Origin of the sequence: Streptomyces scabichelini, assembly GCF_011045015.1 — a bacterium.
Lineage (GTDB): Bacteria > Actinomycetota > Actinomycetes > Streptomycetales > Streptomycetaceae > Streptomyces > Streptomyces scabichelini.
On sequence record NZ_JAAKZY010000203.1, the window covers coordinates 1 to 17,901 of the forward strand.

The following is a 17,901-nucleotide window of genomic DNA, read 5'->3' on the forward strand; positions in this document are numbered from 1 at the left end:
CCATAGCCTTCGCTTTTGGACGATCAAGCGTAATTTCCAGAATTCATCCATTGCGGGTCAGGTGTAATGATTCACCCATTCCTTTTCTCCATTGTTGCTTTTTCAGGGATTTTTTTTTTTGTCGTCGGCAGCGTCAGTGTGTATAAGAGACAGGCTCCGGGCAAGAGCGTGTCCGGCACTGTGTCTGGCGAGACGGCGTCTCGTAGGGCGTCCGGCGAAAGCGCGTCCCGCACGGCGTCCGGCGGCAGCACTCTCCTGACGGCAACGCCCGAAGCCCTCACGGCTTCGGGCGGAACTCCGCTCCGGACGGTGAGCCCTCACCGCCAGGCGCCCGCTCACAGCCCGCTCAGGACACCCCCGCAGCCTCGTCCCACCGACCTCTTCGCCGACCTTCTGCTGGCCGTACTGAGCGGTCAGCGCCCCGTTCACTGCATGCTCCGCCACACCGCGGGGCGCGCCTACGACGAACTGGCCTGGCTCGCCGAACGCGGCCCCCTCCGCACCCAGGGCACCCGCCCGGTCGTCCGCGACATCGGCTATTACGTCCCCCGACCGGGCGCGATCGAGGCCTTCGCCCGCATCGGCGCGGGCGACCAGCTGCGCGCCATGGCCTTCCGCCTGGAAAAGGGCCAGGACCTCCGCTGGCGCTGCACGGCGGTGGAACTGGGCGGCGCCCGCATGCCACGCACGGACGACAACTGAGGCCCAGCGCGCCTAGGCGGTCTTACCGAAAGCCGATGCGCACCGCGCCCCTAGAGAGGCCGCAGGCCCTCTCTAGGGGCGCGGGGAACTGCGCGACCAGCCACGACGCCCCCGCAGCTTCGAACCCAGCCCCCGACACCCAACAGCCCGAAGGGCCAGGCACCCCAAGATGCCCGGCCCTTCACAGCTCACCTTCGCTCAACCGGCTCAACCCAGCGGAGCGAACCGTCACTTCTTGCGGCGACGCCCCTTCTGCTGCTTGCGGCGCTCCGCGCGCGTAAGACCGTCGGACTCGGAGCGCACCGGCTCGCCGTCACTGGCGAAGTCGCCCTCGACGACACCGCCTTCGCCGTCCACGGTCGGCGCGGAGAAGTGCAGCCGGTCCGGCCGCTGCGGAGCGTCGAGCCCCTTGGCGCGGATCTCCGGACGGGACGCACCCGCGGGCACGGCGTCCTCCTTGTCGAGCGACGGCTTCGCGTCCTCGACCGGGACCTCCTCGACCTGCTGCTCGACCTGGACCTCCAGGTTGAACAGGTAGCCGACGGACTCCTCCTTGATGCCGTCCATCATGGCGGTGAACATGTCGAAGCCCTCACGCTGGTACTCGACCAGCGGGTCCTTCTGGGCCATCGCACGCAGGCCGATGCCCTCCTGGAGGTAGTCCATCTCGTAGAGGTGCTCACGCCACTTGCGGTCCAGGACCGACAGCACGACCCGGCGCTCCAGCTCACGCATGATCTCGGAGCCGAGCTGCGCCTCACGGGCCTCGTACTGCTCGTGGATGTCGTCCTTGATGGACTCGGAGATGAACTCGGCGGTCAGGCCCGCACGGTCACCCGCCGCATCCTCGAGCTCCTCGATGGTGACCTTCACCGGGTAGAGCTGCTTGAAGGCGCCCCACAGCCGGTCCAGGTCCCACTCCTCGGCGAAGCCCTCGGCGGTCTCGGCGTCGATGTACGCGTCGATCGTGTCGTCCATGAAGTGCTGGATCTGCTCCTGCAGATCCTCGCCCTCCAGGACACGGCGCCGCTCTCCGTAGATGACCTCGCGCTGCCGGTTGAGGACCTCGTCGTACTTGAGGACGTTCTTGCGGGTCTCGAAGTTCTGCTGCTCGACCTGCGACTGGGCGGAGGCGATCGCGCGCGTGACCATCTTGTTCTCGATGGGCACATCGTCCGGGACGTTCGCCATCGACATGACGCGCTCTACCATCTGGGCCTTGAACAGCCGCATCAGGTCGTCGCCCAGGGACAGGTAGAAACGCGACTCGCCCGGGTCGCCCTGACGACCGGAACGGCCGCGCAGCTGGTTGTCGATACGGCGGGACTCGTGCCGCTCCGTGCCGAGGACGTAGAGCCCGCCGAGGTCCGTGACCTCCTCGAACTCGGCCTGCACCGCCTTTTCGGCCCTCTCCAGGGCGGCGGGCAGCGCAGCGGCCCACTCCTCGATGTGCTCCTCGGGGTCGAGGCCGCGCTGGCGCAGCTCCGCCTCGGCGAGCTCCTCGGGGTTGCCGCCGAGCTTGATGTCCGTACCTCGTCCGGCCATGTTCGTGGCGACGGTGACGGCGCCTCTGCGGCCGGCCTGGGCGACGATCGTCGCCTCACGATCGTGCTGCTTCGCATTCAGCACTTCGTGCTGAATGCCGCGCTTGCTGAGCTGCTGCGAGAGGTACTCGGACTTCTCGACCGAGGTGGTGCCGACGAGGATCGGCTGGCCCTTCTCGTGCTTCTCGGCGATGTCGTCGACGACCGCGTCGAACTTGGCGACCTCAGTGCGGTAGATCAGGTCCGACTGGTCCTTGCGGATCATCGGCTTGTTGGTCGGGATCGGCACGACACCGAGCTTGTAGATCTGGTGGAACTCGGCTGCCTCGGTCATCGCCGTACCGGTCATGCCGCAGAGCTTGCCGTAGAGGCGGAAGAAGTTCTGCAGGGTGATCGTGGCGAGCGTCTGGTTCTCGTCCTTGATGTCCACCCCTTCCTTCGCCTCGATCGCCTGGTGCATGCCCTCGTTGTAGCGGCGGCCGGCGAGGATACGGCCGGTGTGCTCGTCGACGATCATGACTTCGCCGTCGATGACGACGTAGTCCTTGTCCTTCTTGAATAGCTCCTTGGCCTTGATGGCGTTGTTCAGGTAGCCCACCAGCGGGGTGTTCACCGACTCGTAGAGGTTGTCGATGCCCAGCCAGTCCTCGACTTTGGTGACGCCGGACTCGTGGATGGCGACGGTGCGCTTCTTCTCGTCGACCTCGTAGTCCCCGGTCTCCTCGATGCCCTTGAGGGTGTTGCCGGCCTCGCCCCTCTTCAGGCGCGTGACCAGCTTGGCGAAGTCGCCGTACCACTTGGTGGCCTGGTCTGCCGGGCCGGAGATGATCAGCGGCGTACGGGCCTCGTCGACGAGGATGGAGTCGACCTCGTCGACGATCGCGAAGTTGTGGCCCCGCTGCACCAGCTCGTCCTTCGACCACGCCATGTTGTCGCGCAGGTAGTCGAAGCCGAACTCGTTGTTCGTGCCGTACGTGATGTCGCAGTTGTACTGCTCGCGGCGCTGGGCCGGCGTCATGTTGGCCAGGATGCAGCCGACCGACAGGCCCAGGAACTTGTGGACGCGGGCCATCAGCTCGGATTGGCTTTCGGCCAGGTAGTCGTTGACCGTGATCAGATGCACGCCCTTGCCGGACAGCGCATTGAGATACGCGGGCAAGGTGCCGACCAGGGTCTTGCCCTCACCGGTCTTCATCTCGGCGACGTAGCCGAGATGGAGCGCGGCTCCGCCCATGATCTGCACGTCGAAGTGGCGCTGGCCGAGAACGCGCTTGGCGGCCTCGCGGACGGTCGCGAACGCCTCGGGGAGCAGGTCGTCGAGAGCCTTCGTCACGACCGCGTCGTGCTTCGACTCGTCGGGCTCGTCGGCGAGGGCCTCGGCGATCCGCTCCTTGTACTCGTCCGTGAGGGCCCGCAGCTCGGCGTCGGAGAGGTCGACGAAGTCCTCTTCGATGGACTTGACCTGGTCCGCGATGCGGTGCAGCTTGCGCAGGATCTTGCCTTCGCCTGCACGCATGATCTTCGAGAGGACGGACACGAGGGTTTGTCTCCTTGCCGGTCGGGCCGGACGGTTCGGTTCCAACAACAGTTTCAAATCACAGCTTGAGCAACGGCCATCGTAAGCGAGGACCCCACCGCGCCGGGAGGTCTGCCCGTGACAGCCACTAGGACAACGGACGGGAGTTGCGGAAGGTGCCGCGTCGACACAGCGAAAAGTAACCGGGTCATCACTCAGGGCAAAGTGATGGCTTCCTTGCGGAAGCCCGAGCAGAATCGGCCGATGGACCCTGTAACGCTGACCTCCGAACGACTCCTTCTGCGCCCGGTGGGCCCACACGACGCCGACGCCGTGTACGACGGCTGCCAGGACCCCGAGGTCCAGCGCTGGACCACGATCCCCTCGCCCTATCTGCGGGAGCACGCGGTGGGCTTCACCGAGCAGATGGTGCCCGACGGCTGGGCGGACTGCTCGGAGTTCACGTTCGGCGTCTTCCTGCCGGCCGGTGGCGAACTCGCCGGCATGATGGGCATCTCGATGCGTTCCCTGGGGGTCGGCGAGATCGGTTTCTGGGCGGCGAAGGAGCACCGGGGCAACGGTTACATCACCGAGGCCGCGGTAGCCGTCTCCCGCTGGGCCTTCAAGGACCTGGCGATCGACCGCGTGGAGTGGCGGGCCGAGGTCGGCAACAGGGGCTCCCGCGCGGTCGCCGAACGCGCGGGCTTCACCGTCGAGGGCGTCCTCCGTGCCGGCATCAACAACAAGGGCGTACGCCGGGACTGCTGGATCGGCTCCTTGCTTCCGTCCGACGTGCGACTGCCGTCGACGGCGCCCTACCTGCCGGCTCCGCAACACGCCTGACCCGCAACACGCCTGAACCGCAACCACGTCTGAACCGCAGGGGCTGAACCCCCGACGTCCTGCCCTCCAAATGCGATCGTCGCAGTTCAGGCCCGGTTGTCAGTGGCACCGCCTATCGTGCGGGTCATGACGAGTCTCCCTCGCCCCGCCGCCGAACTCTCCGCCGACGAGGCCCGCCGCATCACGCTGCGCGCGCAGGGTTTCCTGGGTGCCCCCGACCGCAGAGGCGGCGTGCGAGGCGTGCTCCGGCGCCTGGGAGCGGTCCAGCTCGACACGATCTCGGTCCTCGCCCGCTCCCATGAACTCATCCCGTACGCCCGCCTCGGCGCCGTCGGCCGCAAGACGGTGGACAAGGCCTACTGGACGGAGACGCACGCCTTCGAGTACTGGTCGCACGCCGCCTGCATCCTCCCCATCGAGGAGTGGCCCCACTTCGCCTTCCGCCGCCGCGCCTACCGCGCCCGCCCGCACTGGAACCACGCGCTGCCCGACGGCACGTACGACCAGGTCATCAAGCAGCTCAGAGTCGAAGGCCCACTCACCGCCACGGACTTGGGCGGCGCGAAGAAGACCAGCGAGTGGTGGGACTGGTCGGGCACGAAGGTCGCCGTCGAGCGCGCGCTGATGTACGGCGAGGTGGTGTGCGTCGAGCGGCGCGGCTGGAAGCGGGTGTACGACCTCGCCGAGCGCGCCGTCCCGGAGGCGCTGCTCCATGACGAGCTGGACGACGCCGAGTGCCTGCGCCGTCTGGTCGGGCTCGCGGGCCAGGCGCTGGGCGTCGGCACGCGCGCGGACATCGCCGACTATCACCGTCTCAAGGCCGACCAGGTCGACGCGGTGATAGCGGACTCCGGCCTGGTGCCGGTGACCGTCGAGAGCTGGGGCAAGCCCGCGTGGGCCGATCCGGCGGCCCTGGAGACCACGCCGCGCGGCCGCCACCGTACGACGCTGCTGTCGCCGTTCGACTCGCTGATCTGGGAGCGGGCGCGCACGGACCGGATCTTCGGCTTCACCCACCGCCTGGAGGCCTACGTCCCCAAGCCGAAGCGGGTGCACGGCTACTTCGCGATGCCGGTCCTCGCCGGCGGCCACCTCGTCGGCCGTGTGGACCCCGCCCGCGAGGGCCACACGCTGGTGGCCAAGCAGGTGACACTCGACGGCCCGAAGGCGGTCCCCGCGGTGGCCCAGGCCCTGCTCGAGGCCGCGAGCTGGGTGGACTGCACGGACGTACGCGTGGAACGGGTGGACGCACCGGAGCTGCGCGAGCCTCTCGTGAAGGAACTGGCCCGCGCGCTCACGTGACCCCTCAGTGACCCCTAGCGAATCTCGAGGATCTTCTCCCGCATCGCATACACCACGGCCTCCATCCTGGAGTGCAGCTGCAGCTTCTCCAGGATGTTGCGCACATGGTTCTTCACGGTGTTCTCGGAGATGAACAGCTCCTTGGCGATGTCCCGGTTGTTCATCCCCGTGGCCACGAGCTTGAGCACTTCCAGCTCTCGCTCGGTGAGCCGAGGCGCGGGCACCAGGCGCCGCTCGTCGGTGCGCTGGATCATCGACTTGAACTCGGTGAGCAGCTTCGAGGCCATCGAAGGGCTGATCTGCGACTGCCCGTCGGCCACGGCACGAATGGCCGTGGCGACCTCGTCCGTGGAGATCTCCTTGAGGAGATAGCCGGTCGCACCCGCCTTGATCGCGTCATAGAGGTCGGCCTCCTCGTCGCTGATCGTCAGCATGATGATCTTCGCGCTGGGGGCCACCTCCTTGATGGAGGTGCACGCCTCGATACCACCGCGCTTGGGCATCCGTACGTCCATCAGGACGATGTCGGGCAGCAGGTCGGCGGCCTTGTCGACCGCCTCGGCCCCGTCGCCCGCCTCCCCGACGACCTGGATGTCCTCCTCGGCGGCGAGCACGATCTCCAGGCCGCGGCGGAAAAGGGCATGGTCGTCCACGACAAGGACCCGGATCGGCTCCTTGCGTGGGGAGCCCGCGTCCGGGCCCATGCCGACGACGCCGTCGTCGGCATCTTCGTCCTGCATCGGTCCGAAGCTGTCCGCCATCGTTCCTCCCCGTGAAGGCCGTGGCCTGTGTTCCTGTGCCATCGCCAACCCAAGGCAACGGCCCACCGGTTGGGGCCCGGTACGGCCATGATTTCATGCCCGGACGACACTGCGGTGACGCAGCGGGGCGCAAGGGGCCGCACACCGGTGCCCCTGGGGGCGCATAGGCGCTCCAGGGGCACCGACTGGGGGTCCCCGGCCGAAGGCTGGGGGGAGCTCACCGGGCGGGATCAGCCGCCGAGCGTCCCGCCCGTCGAGGGCCTTTGCGCCTGGGCGACCATCGGGTCCGTGCTGAGGTGGATGACGCCGTAGTCGTATGCGTGCCGCCGGTAGACGACACTCGGTTCCTTGGTCTCGGAGTCGACGAAAAGATAGAAGTCGTGCCCGACCAGCTCCATCTCGTAGAGAGCCTGGTCGAGGGTCATCGGAGAGGCAACGTGGGTCTTCTCACGCACGACGAGGGGGCCTTCGCCCTTCACCTCGAGTGAACCGATCTTCTTGGTCGGCACTACTTCGGGCTCTTCCTCGTGGACGGTGTTGCCGTTTCCGTTCAGCGTCGCCACACCCGGAACGTGGTCGGGGACCTCAGCTGCCGTGAGCCGACGGGCGCCACGGCGCGTGTAACGCTTGTCGTGCTGCTTGCGCAGCCGGGCTTCCAGCTTGTCCGCCGCCAGGTCGAGCGCCGCATATGCATCGCTGGCCGCCGCCTCCGCCCGGATCACCGGACCGCGGGAGTGAAGCGTGATCTCCACTCGGTCGGAACGGTCTGCCTGGCGGGGGTTGGGCTCCTTGGACACCTCGACATCGAGGCTGATCACCTTGGCATCGAGCTTCTGGATCTTCTCCAGCTTCAGCTTCTCGGCCACGTGCTTGCGGAACCGCTCTGGCACCTCGGTCTTGCGGCCCTTGACGACGATGTCCACGCAGAACTCCGTTCCCGGATCGCTCCGCATCGGTGGCGGAGCAACTCCCTTTTGCACCAGGCTCCAGCAAGTCCCGGAGCCTCGGACTTGGTGACTTCCACCTCCTCCTCCCCCGCGGGCAAGATCTCCACCCCACCAGCGCGGGTGATTGCAGAAAACCCACGCAGCGGCATTCGGATAAGTGGGGACAGCGTCCGCCATTCCCTCACGACCGAACATATCTCGCCTGGACGGATGTCGTCACCCTCTACCGCGGTGTACCTCCATTCAAGTGAATTGAACCTCTCACTACCTGCAACGATGCAACTTCGCAGTCAGTTCCGGTTTATCTCGAAAGAAGCTGGAGAGGCTGCGACCACCGCGGCACCGACCTTGCCTCCAGTGCCGCTCGGCCCGTCCATTCCCGCGACAGCTTCTGGCCGGTCTGCCTTCGCCACCGTTGCTTGTGGCACCTCTTCTGCCATCGCTTTGTGTGTTACTCGGTCGTAGGCGCCGCTCACCTCCGCATAAGCGGTCCGCAGGGCCCGTGCTGCCTCCGCCAAGGACGCACCCGTCGTCATCAGGTCGTCGACGAGTACGGCCCGGCTGCCGTCGGCCAGCAGCCGGGTGCCTCCGGCGGCCACCTCCAGGGCGCCGGAGAGATTGGCCAGCCGCTGCCGGGAGCCCAGCCCCGACTGGTCGGCCACGGCGCGCCGCTGCCGCAGCACGGCGAGCACCCGGGCCGGCGTCCCCGTGCGCCGCAGCTCACCCGCCGCCGCGAGCGCGATCCGCCGCGCCGGGTCGTGTCCGCGCGCCCGCACCGAGCGCCGTGCGGAGGGCACGGGGACGAGCAGCACCGGCGCTCCGGGCGGCCCGCCTCCGGACGCGAGCCCCGCCCGCACGGCACCCGCGAGCGCCATTCCCAAGGGCCCTGCGAGCATCAGCGCACCCCGTTCCTTGTGTGCGAGGAGCGCCGCCCGCACCTCGTCCTCGTACGGAGCCGCCGCGTGCACCACAGGCAGCCCCGGCGGCTCAGGCACCGGTCGCACCCGGCGTGGTGCGGCCCCCATCAGGGCGGCACGGCACTCGGCGCAGAGCACCGTGCGAGGCCTCCCGCAGCCTCCGCACTCGGCCGGCAGCACCAGATCGGTGAGGTCCTGCCACCACCCCCGCATGCCCACCACTCTGCCAACGCCTGAGCCGTCCGGCCACCCCTGTGGATAACTCGCTGTGGACAACTCCACGGCTACCCCGGATAAACCGGCGCCGTCCCCGTCTTGACCACCTTCTGCCACTGCGAACCGGACGAAAGCCGCACGATCCCGTCCTCCGAGTGCGCCACCAGCGGCAGCCGCTCGTCCTCGGAGGCGGCGATCTCCTCCACACCGGTGAGCGCGGAGGGCGCCGCGCCGACCGGTGTGGAGCCGTCGACCTGGACGTAGCGGATCTGCTGCACGCCGCCCTTCTCCTGGCCGACCACGACCAGGCGGCTGTCCCCGGCCCAGGACATGGCCGTGACCTCCTCCAGCTGCGGTGCGACGGACCGCGGTTCGTGAATCGTGACGGCAGGCTGTCCGTCCGCCCCCTTCTGCCGCTCGATCCGCCCCATGAGCAGCGAGGTCCTGCCGTCCTTCTGCACGATCAGCGCGATCCGCACGCCGTCGGCGGCCACCCGCACCGCCTCGATCCGCCCCTCGATCCCGGGCGTCGTGACCTCCAGCGGCTCGCCCGCGCCCTTCTCCAGCAGGAGCAGCCGGGAGTTCTTCGGGTCGCGGTCGGCCACCCACAGGTCGCCGCTCGCGTCCCAGCTGGGCGTCGTCAGCCCGTCGTCCCCCGACTTGGCCCCGCTCTGCAGCACGGGATCGCCGAGCGAACCACCGGACGCGAGCGATCCGACGTACAGCGAACGCCCGTCCTCCGACACGCCGGCCGCGCTCTCCTCGTTCCGCGACACCGCGGCCGCCCGCAGCGCCGTGTCACCCTCGCCGAGCGCCCCGGGCACCCGCTCGGCCTGCTGTTCGGTGCTGGCCGGTATCCGTACGAGCCGCTTCTCGCCGTCGATGAAGTACTCGTACCGGACACGTTGCCCCGTGCCGTGCGAGGCGATGATCTCGGCGTCGCCTGCGTCGATGGCACACAGCGACGAGCCGTCGGAGCGCTGCAGCTCGACGTCGTCGATGCCCGTGGGCGTCAGGTCCTGGAGGGTGAAGATGAGCTGGGCTGCCATCTCGGTGCACTGGGTGTGCCCGACGCCGTCGGCCCTCTTGTTCAACGGCACCGTCAGCTTGTTCTGATCATCGGGCGTCAGCGACCTGACGCCCTTCTTCAGTGCCGTACCGGTGGGGAAGCGCGACCTGACCACCGGCTTGAGCCAGCTGGTGGGCCCCTTCAGGAGGGCCTCGACCATCTGTGTCACCGGGTCGACCTGCGCGCGCACATAGACGGGATCGGCCACGGTCCCGAGCTGGTCCGCGGCCGGCGCGTTCGACGCGAAGTAGTACTTGTTGACGGAGACGTAGTGGCGCTGGAAGTCGGACCTGCCCAGCACCACGCCCTGCGGCGGCGTGTCGATGCGCCACTGCTTGGTGCCGTCCGGCCCCTTCTGCTCCGTGAGATGCACCGTCTCCTCGTACCGCCCGTCGGCAGGCTCGTACGCGAACTGCTGGTCCACCTCGGCGACCTTGTCCCCGGTCAGCGCGTACGCGTAGTCGCCGGTCACCTCCCGGCTGCCGCTGTGCTCCGCCACTGTGTTCGGCCCGTCCGCGAGCACCGTGGTCGAGCGGTAGGGCTGCCAGCTCTTCGCAGCTTCCTCGGTCAGGTACTTCTTCGCCGTCTCGAACTGGGAGTCGTCGCTGGTCAGCGCCTCGAGGAAGCCCTGCACGATCTCCTGGGGCTGGGCGTTCTCCCGCGGCGGCATCGCGAAGACCCGCACCTGCGCGTCCGGCCGCTGCGAAGCCTCGACGTCGCGCAGATCCCCGCTGTCCGGCATCGAGGCACACCCGGCCAGCACTACGGCTCCGCAACTGACGTACGCCATCACCCGCATCGGACGCCGTCGGCCGCCCCGATCGCGGTCAGCGCCCACGAGATCCCTCCCCTTGCTTCAACTGATCCTGCTCCTCGCCGGTTCCCGGCCCGCCCTCGGACAGCGTCTCCTCGGCCTCTCCAGGCTCCCCGACTGCCGTGGCCACCGCGCGCGCGTCCACCGTGGACCGCGGCACCACACGAGCACCGCTGCCGGGCAGGGCCGCCGGATCCACCGCGCCCGCCAGCCGCGGGGCCATCGGCGCCCGCGGCGGCATCGGCGGTACGGAGCGCTCGCTGTGCGGCTGCGCCGGCACCGTGGCCAGCTTGTGTGTGCCACCGAGGGGCAGCCCCGCGTCGTTCAGCCCGCGGTTGCGCCGCGAGTCCTTGGGTTCCAGGGGTATCGGCGAGCCCCGCAGCGGCTCGTCCGCGGTCCGCGGCAGCGTCAGCCGGAACTGCGAGCCGCCGCCCGGCTCACCCCATGCCTGCAGCCAGCCGCCGTGCAGCCGCGCGTCCTCCAGGGCGATCGACAGCCCCAGTCCCGTACCACCGGTCGTACGCGCGCGTGCCGGGTCGGCCCGCCAGAAGCGGCTGAACACTCGGGTCGCCTCGCCGGGCTTGAGCCCCACTCCGTAGTCGCGCACCGCGACCGCGACCGCGCCGCCCGCCGCCGCGAGCTTGACGACCACGTCCTTGCCCTCGCCGTGCTCCACGGCGTTGACGACGAGATTCCGCAGCACCCGCTCCACACGCCGCGCGTCGGCCTCCGCCACCACCGGCTGCTGATCGCCGACGACCTTGATCTGCGTGCCCTTGCGCTCGGCGAGCGGCTCGGCCCCGCTGACGACCCTCCGTACGACCTCACGCAGGTCTATCGGCTCGGCCTCCAGGGCCGCCGCGCCCGCGTCGAACCGGCTGATCTCCAGCAGATCCGCGAGCAGGGTCTCGAACCGGTCCAGCTGATCCGCGAGCAGCTCCGCCGACCGCGCGGTCACCGGATCGAAGTCCTCCCGCGCGTCATGGATGACGTCGGCGGCCATCCGCACGGTCGTCAGCGGCGTCCGCAGCTCGTGCGACACGTCCGACACGAACCGCCGCTGCATCCGCGACAGGTCCTCCAGCTGCTGGATCTTCGACTGCAGATTCTGCGCCATCTTGTTGAAGGCTTCACCGAGCCGCGCGATGTCGTCCTCGCCAGTGACCTTCATACGTTCCTGAAGGCGGCCCGCGGACAGCCGCTCAGCGATCCCCGCGGCCATCCGTACAGGCGTGACGACCTGCCGCACCACCAGCCAGGCGATCGCCCCGAGCAGCACCACGACGAACAGGCCAGCCGTCGCGAGCGTCCCCTTGACCAGGCTGAGCGACTTCTCCTCCTGCGTGAGCGGGAAGAGGTAGTACAGCTGGTACGGGTCACCGTTCGGGTCGTTCACCTGCTTGCCGATGACCAGCCCCGGCTGGGAGTCCTGGCCGGACTTGTAGACGATGCGCGTGTAGCTCTGGGCCGGGAACATGTTCTCGTCGATCCGGTGGCGCAGGTCCTCCGGCACACTCGTCGCCGGGTCGACACCGCCCGACGAACGCGGCCCGCGCCCACCGCTGTCGGCGCCGCCGACCGCGCTGGAGGAGCTGAGCGTGACCACGTCGAAGGCGCCCTGGCCACCGCTGGAGAGGGACTCCACGAGGTCGCTCAGCCACGCGCTGATGTTCTGGACGGGCCGTCCGTCCGTGCCCGAACCGTCGTCCCCCCCGGCGCTCGCGGCCGCGTCCGCCCGCTGCTTGGCCACGCCGAACCCACCGGTGGCCTGGCTCTCCGAGGCCCTCACCTTGGCATCCAGCAAGCCGTTACGCACTTGCCCAATGACGACGAAGCCCAACAGCAGGACGACACCCAGCGACATCAACAGCGTCGTGACGACCACCTTGAGCTGGATGTTGCGCCGCCACAGCCGCATGACGGGCAGCACCGGACGGCGCACCCAGCGCATGAACAGCCGAAGGACCGGGCTGCCCTGCACTCCGCCCTGCAGCAGCCAGCTCTCGGTGAACCGAGCCCAGAACGAGCCCGCCGTCCTCCGGCCGACAGGCCGCCCCGCACGGCTCCCGGGCTGACCGGGCGCCGAAGCGGCACTGTCCCGGGACATGTCAGCTCGGTCCGGCCTTGTAACCGACGCCACGGACAGTCACCACGATTTCCGGCCGCTCCGGGTCCTTCTCGACCTTGGAGCGCAGCCGCTGTACATGAACATTGACAAGGCGGGTGTCCGCCGCGTGCCGGTAACCCCACACCTGCTCGAGGAGCACCTCACGCGTGAACACCTGCCAGGGCTTCCGGGCCAGCGCCACCAGCAGGTCGAACTCCAGCGGCGTCAGCGCGATCGACTGCCCGTCCCGCTTCACGGAGTGACCGGCCACGTCGATGACGAGGTCGCCTATGGCGAGCTGCTCGGGCGCCGGCTCCTCCGAACGCCGCAGCCGCGCCCGGATCCGGGCCACCAGCTCCTTCGGCTTGAACGGCTTCACGATGTAGTCGTCGGCACCCGATTCGAGCCCGACCACCACATCGACGGTGTCGCTCTTCGCCGTGAGCATCACGATCGGCACCCCGGACTCCGCCCTGATCAGGCGGCACACCTCGATACCGTCCCGTCCCGGCAGCATCAGATCGAGCAGCACCAGATCGGGCTTGGCCTCACGGAAAGCGGCCAGCGCCTTGTCGCCGTCGGCTACGAAAGACGGTTCAAAACCTTCACCACGCAGCACAATGCCGAGCATCTCGGCCAGTGCGGTGTCGTCATCGACGACAAGGACTCGTCCCTTCATGAATGCCATCATCCCATTAACTAAATCGTTACCCGGCGTGACCTGACACACAGCTCGGCAAGCGCCTCCGCTGTGACGGGCGAAACGGCGCCCTCCTCGGTGACGATCGCCGTCACCAGCTCGGGCGGCGTCACGTCGAACGCCGGGTTGTACGCCTGGGTCCCCAGGGGTGCCACCGGAATCCCGCCTCCCGCTTCCACTCCCGCCACCGGCACCTGGGGTGCAATGAACTCGGTCACTTCATGACCGGCGCGCTGCTCGACCTCGATGGACGCCCCGTCGGGGGTGTCCGGGTCCACCGTCGTCACCGGCGCCACCACCACGAACGGTACGTGGTGGTACCGGGCCAGCACCGCGAGCGGGTAGCTCCCCACCTTGTTCGCCACCGAACCGTCGGCCGCGATCCGGTCCGCCCCGATCAGCACCGCGTCCACCTCCCCCGCCGAGAACAGCGACCCCGCGGCGTTGTCCGTGAGCAGCGTGTACGCCATCCCGTTGCGCGCCGCCTCGTACGCCGTCAGACGAGCACCCTGCAGCAACGGCCGCGTCTCGTCCACCCACAGCCTGCGCAGCCGCCCGGCCCGGTGCGCGGCGAGCGCCACAGCGAACGCCGTGCCCTCCCCGCCCGACACCAGCGCCCCGGTGTTGCAGTGCGTCAGGATCCGGTGGTTGCCCCCGGGGAGCAGCTCGTCCAGCAGTGCCAGACCGTGCTCGGCCATGCGAGCGCTGGCCTGGGCGTCCTCCTGGTGGAGGGCGCGCGCGGCGGCGAGCGCGGCCTCGGCGGCCTGCTTCTGGTCACCGCCGCTCGCAAGTGCCGCACGGTGAGCCGCCTTGGCCCTGCGCACGCCATACGCGAGGTTCACCGCGGTGGGCCGTGCGCTCGCGAGAGCGTCGGCGGCATCGTCCACGTCGAACCCTCGCGCGGCGGCGAGCGCGACCCCGTACGCCCCGGCGATGCCGAGCAGCGGAGCCCCGCGCACGGCGAGCGTGCGGATCGCCTCCACCAGCGCGGGCGGGTCGGTGCACACCAGCTCGACCTCCTCGGCCGGCAGCCGTGTCTGGTCGAGAAGGACCAGTACGGAGCCTTCCGGCGGTTCGTCCCACCGGATCGCCGGAATCTCGGTGGGCGCGTGGTCTTCGCGGGAATGCACGTACTGATCAGCCATCCGCCCAGTCTGCCCCGTACCGGGCGGACAATTGAAGGTGTGCAGCCCATACGGGGGCCGGTCACTTCCCGGCCGCACCGTGGCACGATGGCTGCCAACCTGCCACCGCGACCGCGGACGGGCACCGTGAAGGAGCGACGATGAAAGACACTCCGGGCTGGGCATCGCCCGGATCTGCCCCCTCCGACGGGCAGGACGGACAGGAGCCGAACGCTTCCGGCCCTGCCGAGCCCGCGGACCGGCCCACTGCCCCAGAGACCGCGGATCAGCCGGATCAGCCCGGCAACGACCCGTCCGGCCCAGGCTCGAAGTGGTCCAAGGAGCAGCCCCCGCCCGGTCAGTGGTCCGCACCCGGCGGCCGTCCGGGCGGCCCGGCGCAGGCCCCACCCCCGCCTCCGCCCGGCCCTGGCTGGGGCGGAGGACCCCCGGGCGGCCCAAGTGGCAGCCCCGGCGGATACGGAGGCCCTGGCGGCTACGGCACCGGCCACGGCCCCGGGCCCGGCGGCTACCCCGGCTGGGGAAGCGGCTGGGGCGGTCCCCCGCCCGCCGCCAAGCCCGGCGTCATCCCGCTCCGCCCGCTCGCCGTCGGCGAGATCCTCGACGGCGCCGTGTCGACCATGCGTACGCACTGGCGCACTGTCCTCGGCATCTCGCTGACCGTCGCGGTGTTCACCGAGATCGTCGTGGTCCTCCTCCAGGGCTTCCTGCTGGACGACAGCGCGAGCACGGACGCCCTCAACGACCCGAGCGCCACCGTCGGCGAACTGACCCGCGCCCTGGGCGACACCCTGCTGAGCTCCGGCGTCATCCTGCTGATCACGCTGCTCGGCACCATCGTCGCTACCGCCCTGCTCACGACCGTGACCAGCCGCGCCGTCCTCGGCAAGTCGGTGACCACCGCCGAGGCCTGGCGCGACGCCCGGCCCCAGCTGGTGAAACTCTTCGGCCTGACCTTCCTGCTCCCACTCATCGGCATCGGGATCGTCGCCGTGGGCACCCTGCCCGGCTTCCTGATCGCCCTCGCCGGCGGAGGCGACGGCGGTGTCGCACTCGCCGTCCTCGGTGGCATGGCCGCGGGTGTCGTCGCGGTCTGGCTGATGGTCCGCTTCTCGCTGGCCTCGCCCGCCCTGATGCTGGAGAAGCAGAGCATCCTGAAGTCCGTGAGCCGCTCCGCGAAGCTGGTCCGCGGCTCGTGGTGGCGGGTCTTCGGCATCCAGCTGCTCGCCACGATCATCGCGAACGTCGTCGCCTCGATCATCGTGATCCCGTTCACCTTCCTCGCCGCCGCCCTCAGCGGCGACGGTGTCAGCGGCTTCCTCAACAGCGGCACCGGCGACCTCGGCTGGACGTTCCTCATCGTCAGCGGGATCGGCTCGGTGATCGGATCGATGCTCACGTTCCCGATCACCGCGGGCGTCGCCGTGCTGCTCTACATCGACCAGCGCATCCGCCGTGAGGCCCTCGACCTCGACCTGGCCCGCGCCGCCGGCCTTCAGGGCTACGGCTCGGGGGCCACCGGCACCACCCCGGGGAGCTGATGCGGTGAGCCTGTCGGGGGCAGTTCTCACAGCGCCGCTCGCGCTGCCGCACTCCGGCACCGCGGCCGTACTCGCGCTGCCACGCTCCGGTGACGAACCACCGGTCACGATCCCGCGCGACCCCGCGCAGGAGGCGGCCCGGCGCGAGCTGTCCAAGCGGATGTACCACGAGAACGATCCCGGCCTGTTCCAGCGCGCTCTGAACGCCTTCTGGGAGTGGCTCGACAAGCTGTTCAACGCGGCCTCTTCCGCGACCCCCGGCGGCTCACTCGGCCTCGTAGTCATCCTGCTGGCGGTAGTGGCACTCATAGGCGTCCTCTGGTGGCGGCTCGGCACCCCACGCCGCGCCCCCACGTCGGCCGCCCCGCTCTTCGACGACCGCCCACGCAGCGCCGCCGAGCACCGCGCGGCCGCCGAGAGCCACGCTGCCCAGGGCCACTGGAACCAGGCAGTCCAGGAGCGCATGCGTGCCGTCGTCCGCTCGCTGGAGGAGCGTGCACTGCTCGATCCCCGCCCCGGCCGCACCGCCGACGAGGCAGCCGCCGAAGCAGGCCGCACGCTCCCGTCCCACACCGACCGGCTGAGCGCCGCGGCCCGGGACTTCGACGACGTGACGTACGGCGGACGAACCGCCACCCCACAGACGTACGATCGCCTCACGGAACTCGACCGCGACCTCGAACGCACGAAGCCGGTTCTCGTGAGCAGCACCCAGAGCACCCACAACACGGCCCACAGCACCCGCCAGGGGGCCGCCGAATGACCACCGAGGCCACCCTCCCGTCCACCTCGGCCTCCCCCACCCCTCGCCAGGTATGGACCCGCACGCGCGGGGTCCTTCTCGGTCTCGTGATCCTCCTGGCGGCGGCCATCGCCATCGCCACGGTCCGCTCCGACGCCCAGCACGGCAGCCTCGACCCGCGCTCCGCCGACCCCAACGGCAGCCGCGCCGTCGCCGAACTCCTCGCCGACCGTGGCGTGTCCACCCGCGTGGTCACCACCCTGGACGACGCACGCACCGCCGCCGACTCCGATACCACCCTCCTCGTCGCCGACCCGGACCTGCTGACCGACCGCCAGCAGACCCGACTCCACTCGGCGTTCACGAACTCCGGCGGCCGTACCGTCCTCGTCGCGCCCAACGTCCCGTCCGTCGGCAACCTCGCCCCCGGAGTCACCGCCGACCCCACACCCAGCTTCGACTCCACGCTCTCGCCCGACTGCGCGCTGCCCGCCGCCCAGCGAGCGGGCACCGCCGACACCGGCGGCATCCGCTACACGACGACCGCACCCGACGCCGACTCCTGCTACCTCAGCGACGGCCTGCCCACCCTGCTGCGTGTCCCGGCTCTCGAAGGGGATGGCGACAGCGTCGTGATCGGCGCCCCCGACATCCTCCACAACGACCGGCTCGACGAGCAGGGCAACGCCTCGCTCGCTCTCCAACTGCTCGGTTCCCGCCCGCACTTGGTCTGGTACCTCCCCTCACTCTCCGACGACTCGGCCACCGACTCCGGTGACCGCAGCTTCTTCGACCTGGTCCCCTCCGGCTGGCTCTGGGGCACACTGCAGCTCTTCATCGCCGCAGCCCTGGCCGCCCTCTGGCGTGCCCGCCGCCTCGGCCCGCTCGTCCCCGAACGGCTCCCCGTCGCGATCCGCGCCTCCGAGACCGTCGAAGGCCGCGCCCGCCTCTATCGCAAGTCCAACGCCCGCGACCGCGCCGCGGCAGCTCTGCGCTCCACCACCCGCACCCGCCTCGCCCCCCTCGTCGGCGTATCCC

The 17,901-nt window shown here is 69.7% G+C and carries 12 protein-coding genes and 2 pseudogenes; 6 read left to right on the forward strand and 8 right to left on the reverse strand.

Translation table 11 applies throughout. The features are described from left to right. Positions 1 to 351: 351 nt before the first annotated feature. Positions 352 to 702 (forward strand): annotated as a pseudogene (locus G5C60_RS53830) (Rv3235 family protein); the annotation flags it as partial. A gap of 228 nt (positions 703 to 930) precedes the next feature. Here G5C60_RS53830 and secA read toward each other — a convergent pair. Next, the gene (gene secA, locus G5C60_RS40220; protein ID WP_165267291.1) at positions 931 to 3,783 is read right to left on the reverse strand and encodes a preprotein translocase subunit SecA; all 2,853 of its coding nucleotides are present in this window, start codon (positions 3,781 to 3,783) and stop codon (positions 931 to 933) included. Between the two features lie 243 nt (positions 3,784 to 4,026). Between secA and G5C60_RS40225 the strand changes: the two genes are divergently transcribed. Further along, positions 4,027 to 4,605, forward strand: a complete 579-nt coding sequence (locus G5C60_RS40225) for a GNAT family N-acetyltransferase (RefSeq protein ID WP_165267293.1) — start codon at positions 4,027 to 4,029, stop codon at positions 4,603 to 4,605. A gap of 126 nt (positions 4,606 to 4,731) precedes the next feature. Beyond that, complete coding sequence (locus tag G5C60_RS40230; protein WP_165267295.1) at positions 4,732 to 5,907, forward strand: winged helix-turn-helix domain-containing protein; 1,176 nt, start codon at positions 4,732 to 4,734, stop codon at positions 5,905 to 5,907. Between the two features lie 14 nt (positions 5,908 to 5,921). On the opposite strand, the gene G5C60_RS40235 is transcribed toward G5C60_RS40230, so the two are convergent. The 7 genes and pseudogenes from G5C60_RS40235 to mtnA form a co-directional block, all read right to left on the reverse strand. Beyond that, positions 5,922 to 6,668 (reverse strand): response regulator, encoded by a 747-nt coding sequence (locus tag G5C60_RS40235; RefSeq protein ID WP_165267297.1) that lies wholly within the window; start codon positions 6,666 to 6,668, stop codon positions 5,922 to 5,924. 230 nt (positions 6,669 to 6,898) lie between these two features. Then, on the reverse strand, positions 6,899 to 7,591 hold the full coding sequence (hpf, locus tag G5C60_RS40240; RefSeq protein ID WP_420907456.1) for a ribosome hibernation-promoting factor, HPF/YfiA family: 693 nt from the start codon (positions 7,589 to 7,591) through the stop codon (positions 6,899 to 6,901). Between the two features lie 314 nt (positions 7,592 to 7,905). Next, positions 7,906 to 8,745, reverse strand: coding sequence for a ComF family protein (locus tag G5C60_RS40245; protein WP_165267301.1), 840 nt, complete (start codon positions 8,743 to 8,745; stop codon positions 7,906 to 7,908). A gap of 71 nt (positions 8,746 to 8,816) precedes the next feature. Next, entirely contained in the window at positions 8,817 to 10,616 is a 1,800-nt protein-coding gene (locus G5C60_RS40250; RefSeq protein ID WP_206440572.1) for an LpqB family beta-propeller domain-containing protein, read from the reverse strand. Positions 10,617 to 10,895: 279 nt separating this feature from the next. Next, positions 10,896 to 12,738 (reverse strand): annotated as a pseudogene (mtrB, locus tag G5C60_RS40255) (MtrAB system histidine kinase MtrB); the annotation flags it as partial. Position 12,739: 1 nt separating this feature from the next. Continuing rightward, the gene (gene mtrA / locus G5C60_RS40260) at positions 12,740 to 13,429 is read right to left on the reverse strand and encodes a two-component system response regulator MtrA (protein WP_189786864.1); all 690 of its coding nucleotides are present in this window, start codon (positions 13,427 to 13,429) and stop codon (positions 12,740 to 12,742) included. A gap of 8 nt (positions 13,430 to 13,437) precedes the next feature. Continuing rightward, complete coding sequence (mtnA, locus tag G5C60_RS40265) at positions 13,438 to 14,583, reverse strand: S-methyl-5-thioribose-1-phosphate isomerase (RefSeq protein ID WP_165267307.1); 1,146 nt, start codon at positions 14,581 to 14,583, stop codon at positions 13,438 to 13,440. 140 nt (positions 14,584 to 14,723) lie between these two features. On the opposite strand from mtnA, the gene G5C60_RS40270 reads away from it, so the two are divergent. The 3 genes from G5C60_RS40270 to G5C60_RS40280 all read left to right on the forward strand — a co-directional run. Further along, the gene (locus G5C60_RS40270) at positions 14,724 to 16,121 is read left to right on the forward strand and encodes a DUF7847 domain-containing protein (RefSeq protein WP_165267309.1); all 1,398 of its coding nucleotides are present in this window, start codon (positions 14,724 to 14,726) and stop codon (positions 16,119 to 16,121) included. 4 nt (positions 16,122 to 16,125) lie between these two features. Next, the gene (locus tag G5C60_RS40275) at positions 16,126 to 16,884 is read left to right on the forward strand and encodes a DUF4129 domain-containing protein (protein WP_165267311.1); all 759 of its coding nucleotides are present in this window, start codon (positions 16,126 to 16,128) and stop codon (positions 16,882 to 16,884) included. Further along, positions 16,881 to 17,901: DUF4350 domain-containing protein (locus G5C60_RS40280; protein ID WP_165267313.1), on the forward strand; the 1,021-nt coding region annotated here is incomplete at its 3' end. The genes G5C60_RS40275 and G5C60_RS40280, both read left to right, overlap by 4 nt.

Coding starts and splice junctions, on each gene's coding strand:
- G5C60_RS40225 (WP_165267293.1), top strand. CDS start 4,027: ATGGACCCTGTAACGCTGACCTCCGAACGACTCCTTCTGCGCCCGGTG.
- G5C60_RS40230 (WP_165267295.1), top strand. CDS start 4,732: ATGACGAGTCTCCCTCGCCCCGCCGCCGAACTCTCCGCCGACGAGGCC.
- G5C60_RS40235 (WP_165267297.1), bottom strand. CDS start 6,668: ATGGCGGACAGCTTCGGACCGATGCAGGACGAAGATGCCGACGACGGC.
- G5C60_RS40245 (WP_165267301.1), bottom strand. CDS start 8,745: ATGCGGGGGTGGTGGCAGGACCTCACCGATCTGGTGCTGCCGGCCGAG.
- G5C60_RS40250 (WP_206440572.1), bottom strand. CDS start 10,616: ATGCGGGTGATGGCGTACGTCAGTTGCGGAGCCGTAGTGCTGGCCGGG.
- mtrA (WP_189786864.1), bottom strand. CDS start 13,429: ATGATGGCATTCATGAAGGGACGAGTCCTTGTCGTCGATGACGACACC.
- mtnA (WP_165267307.1), bottom strand. CDS start 14,583: ATGGCTGATCAGTACGTGCATTCCCGCGAAGACCACGCGCCCACCGAG.
- G5C60_RS40270 (WP_165267309.1), top strand. CDS start 14,724: ATGAAAGACACTCCGGGCTGGGCATCGCCCGGATCTGCCCCCTCCGAC.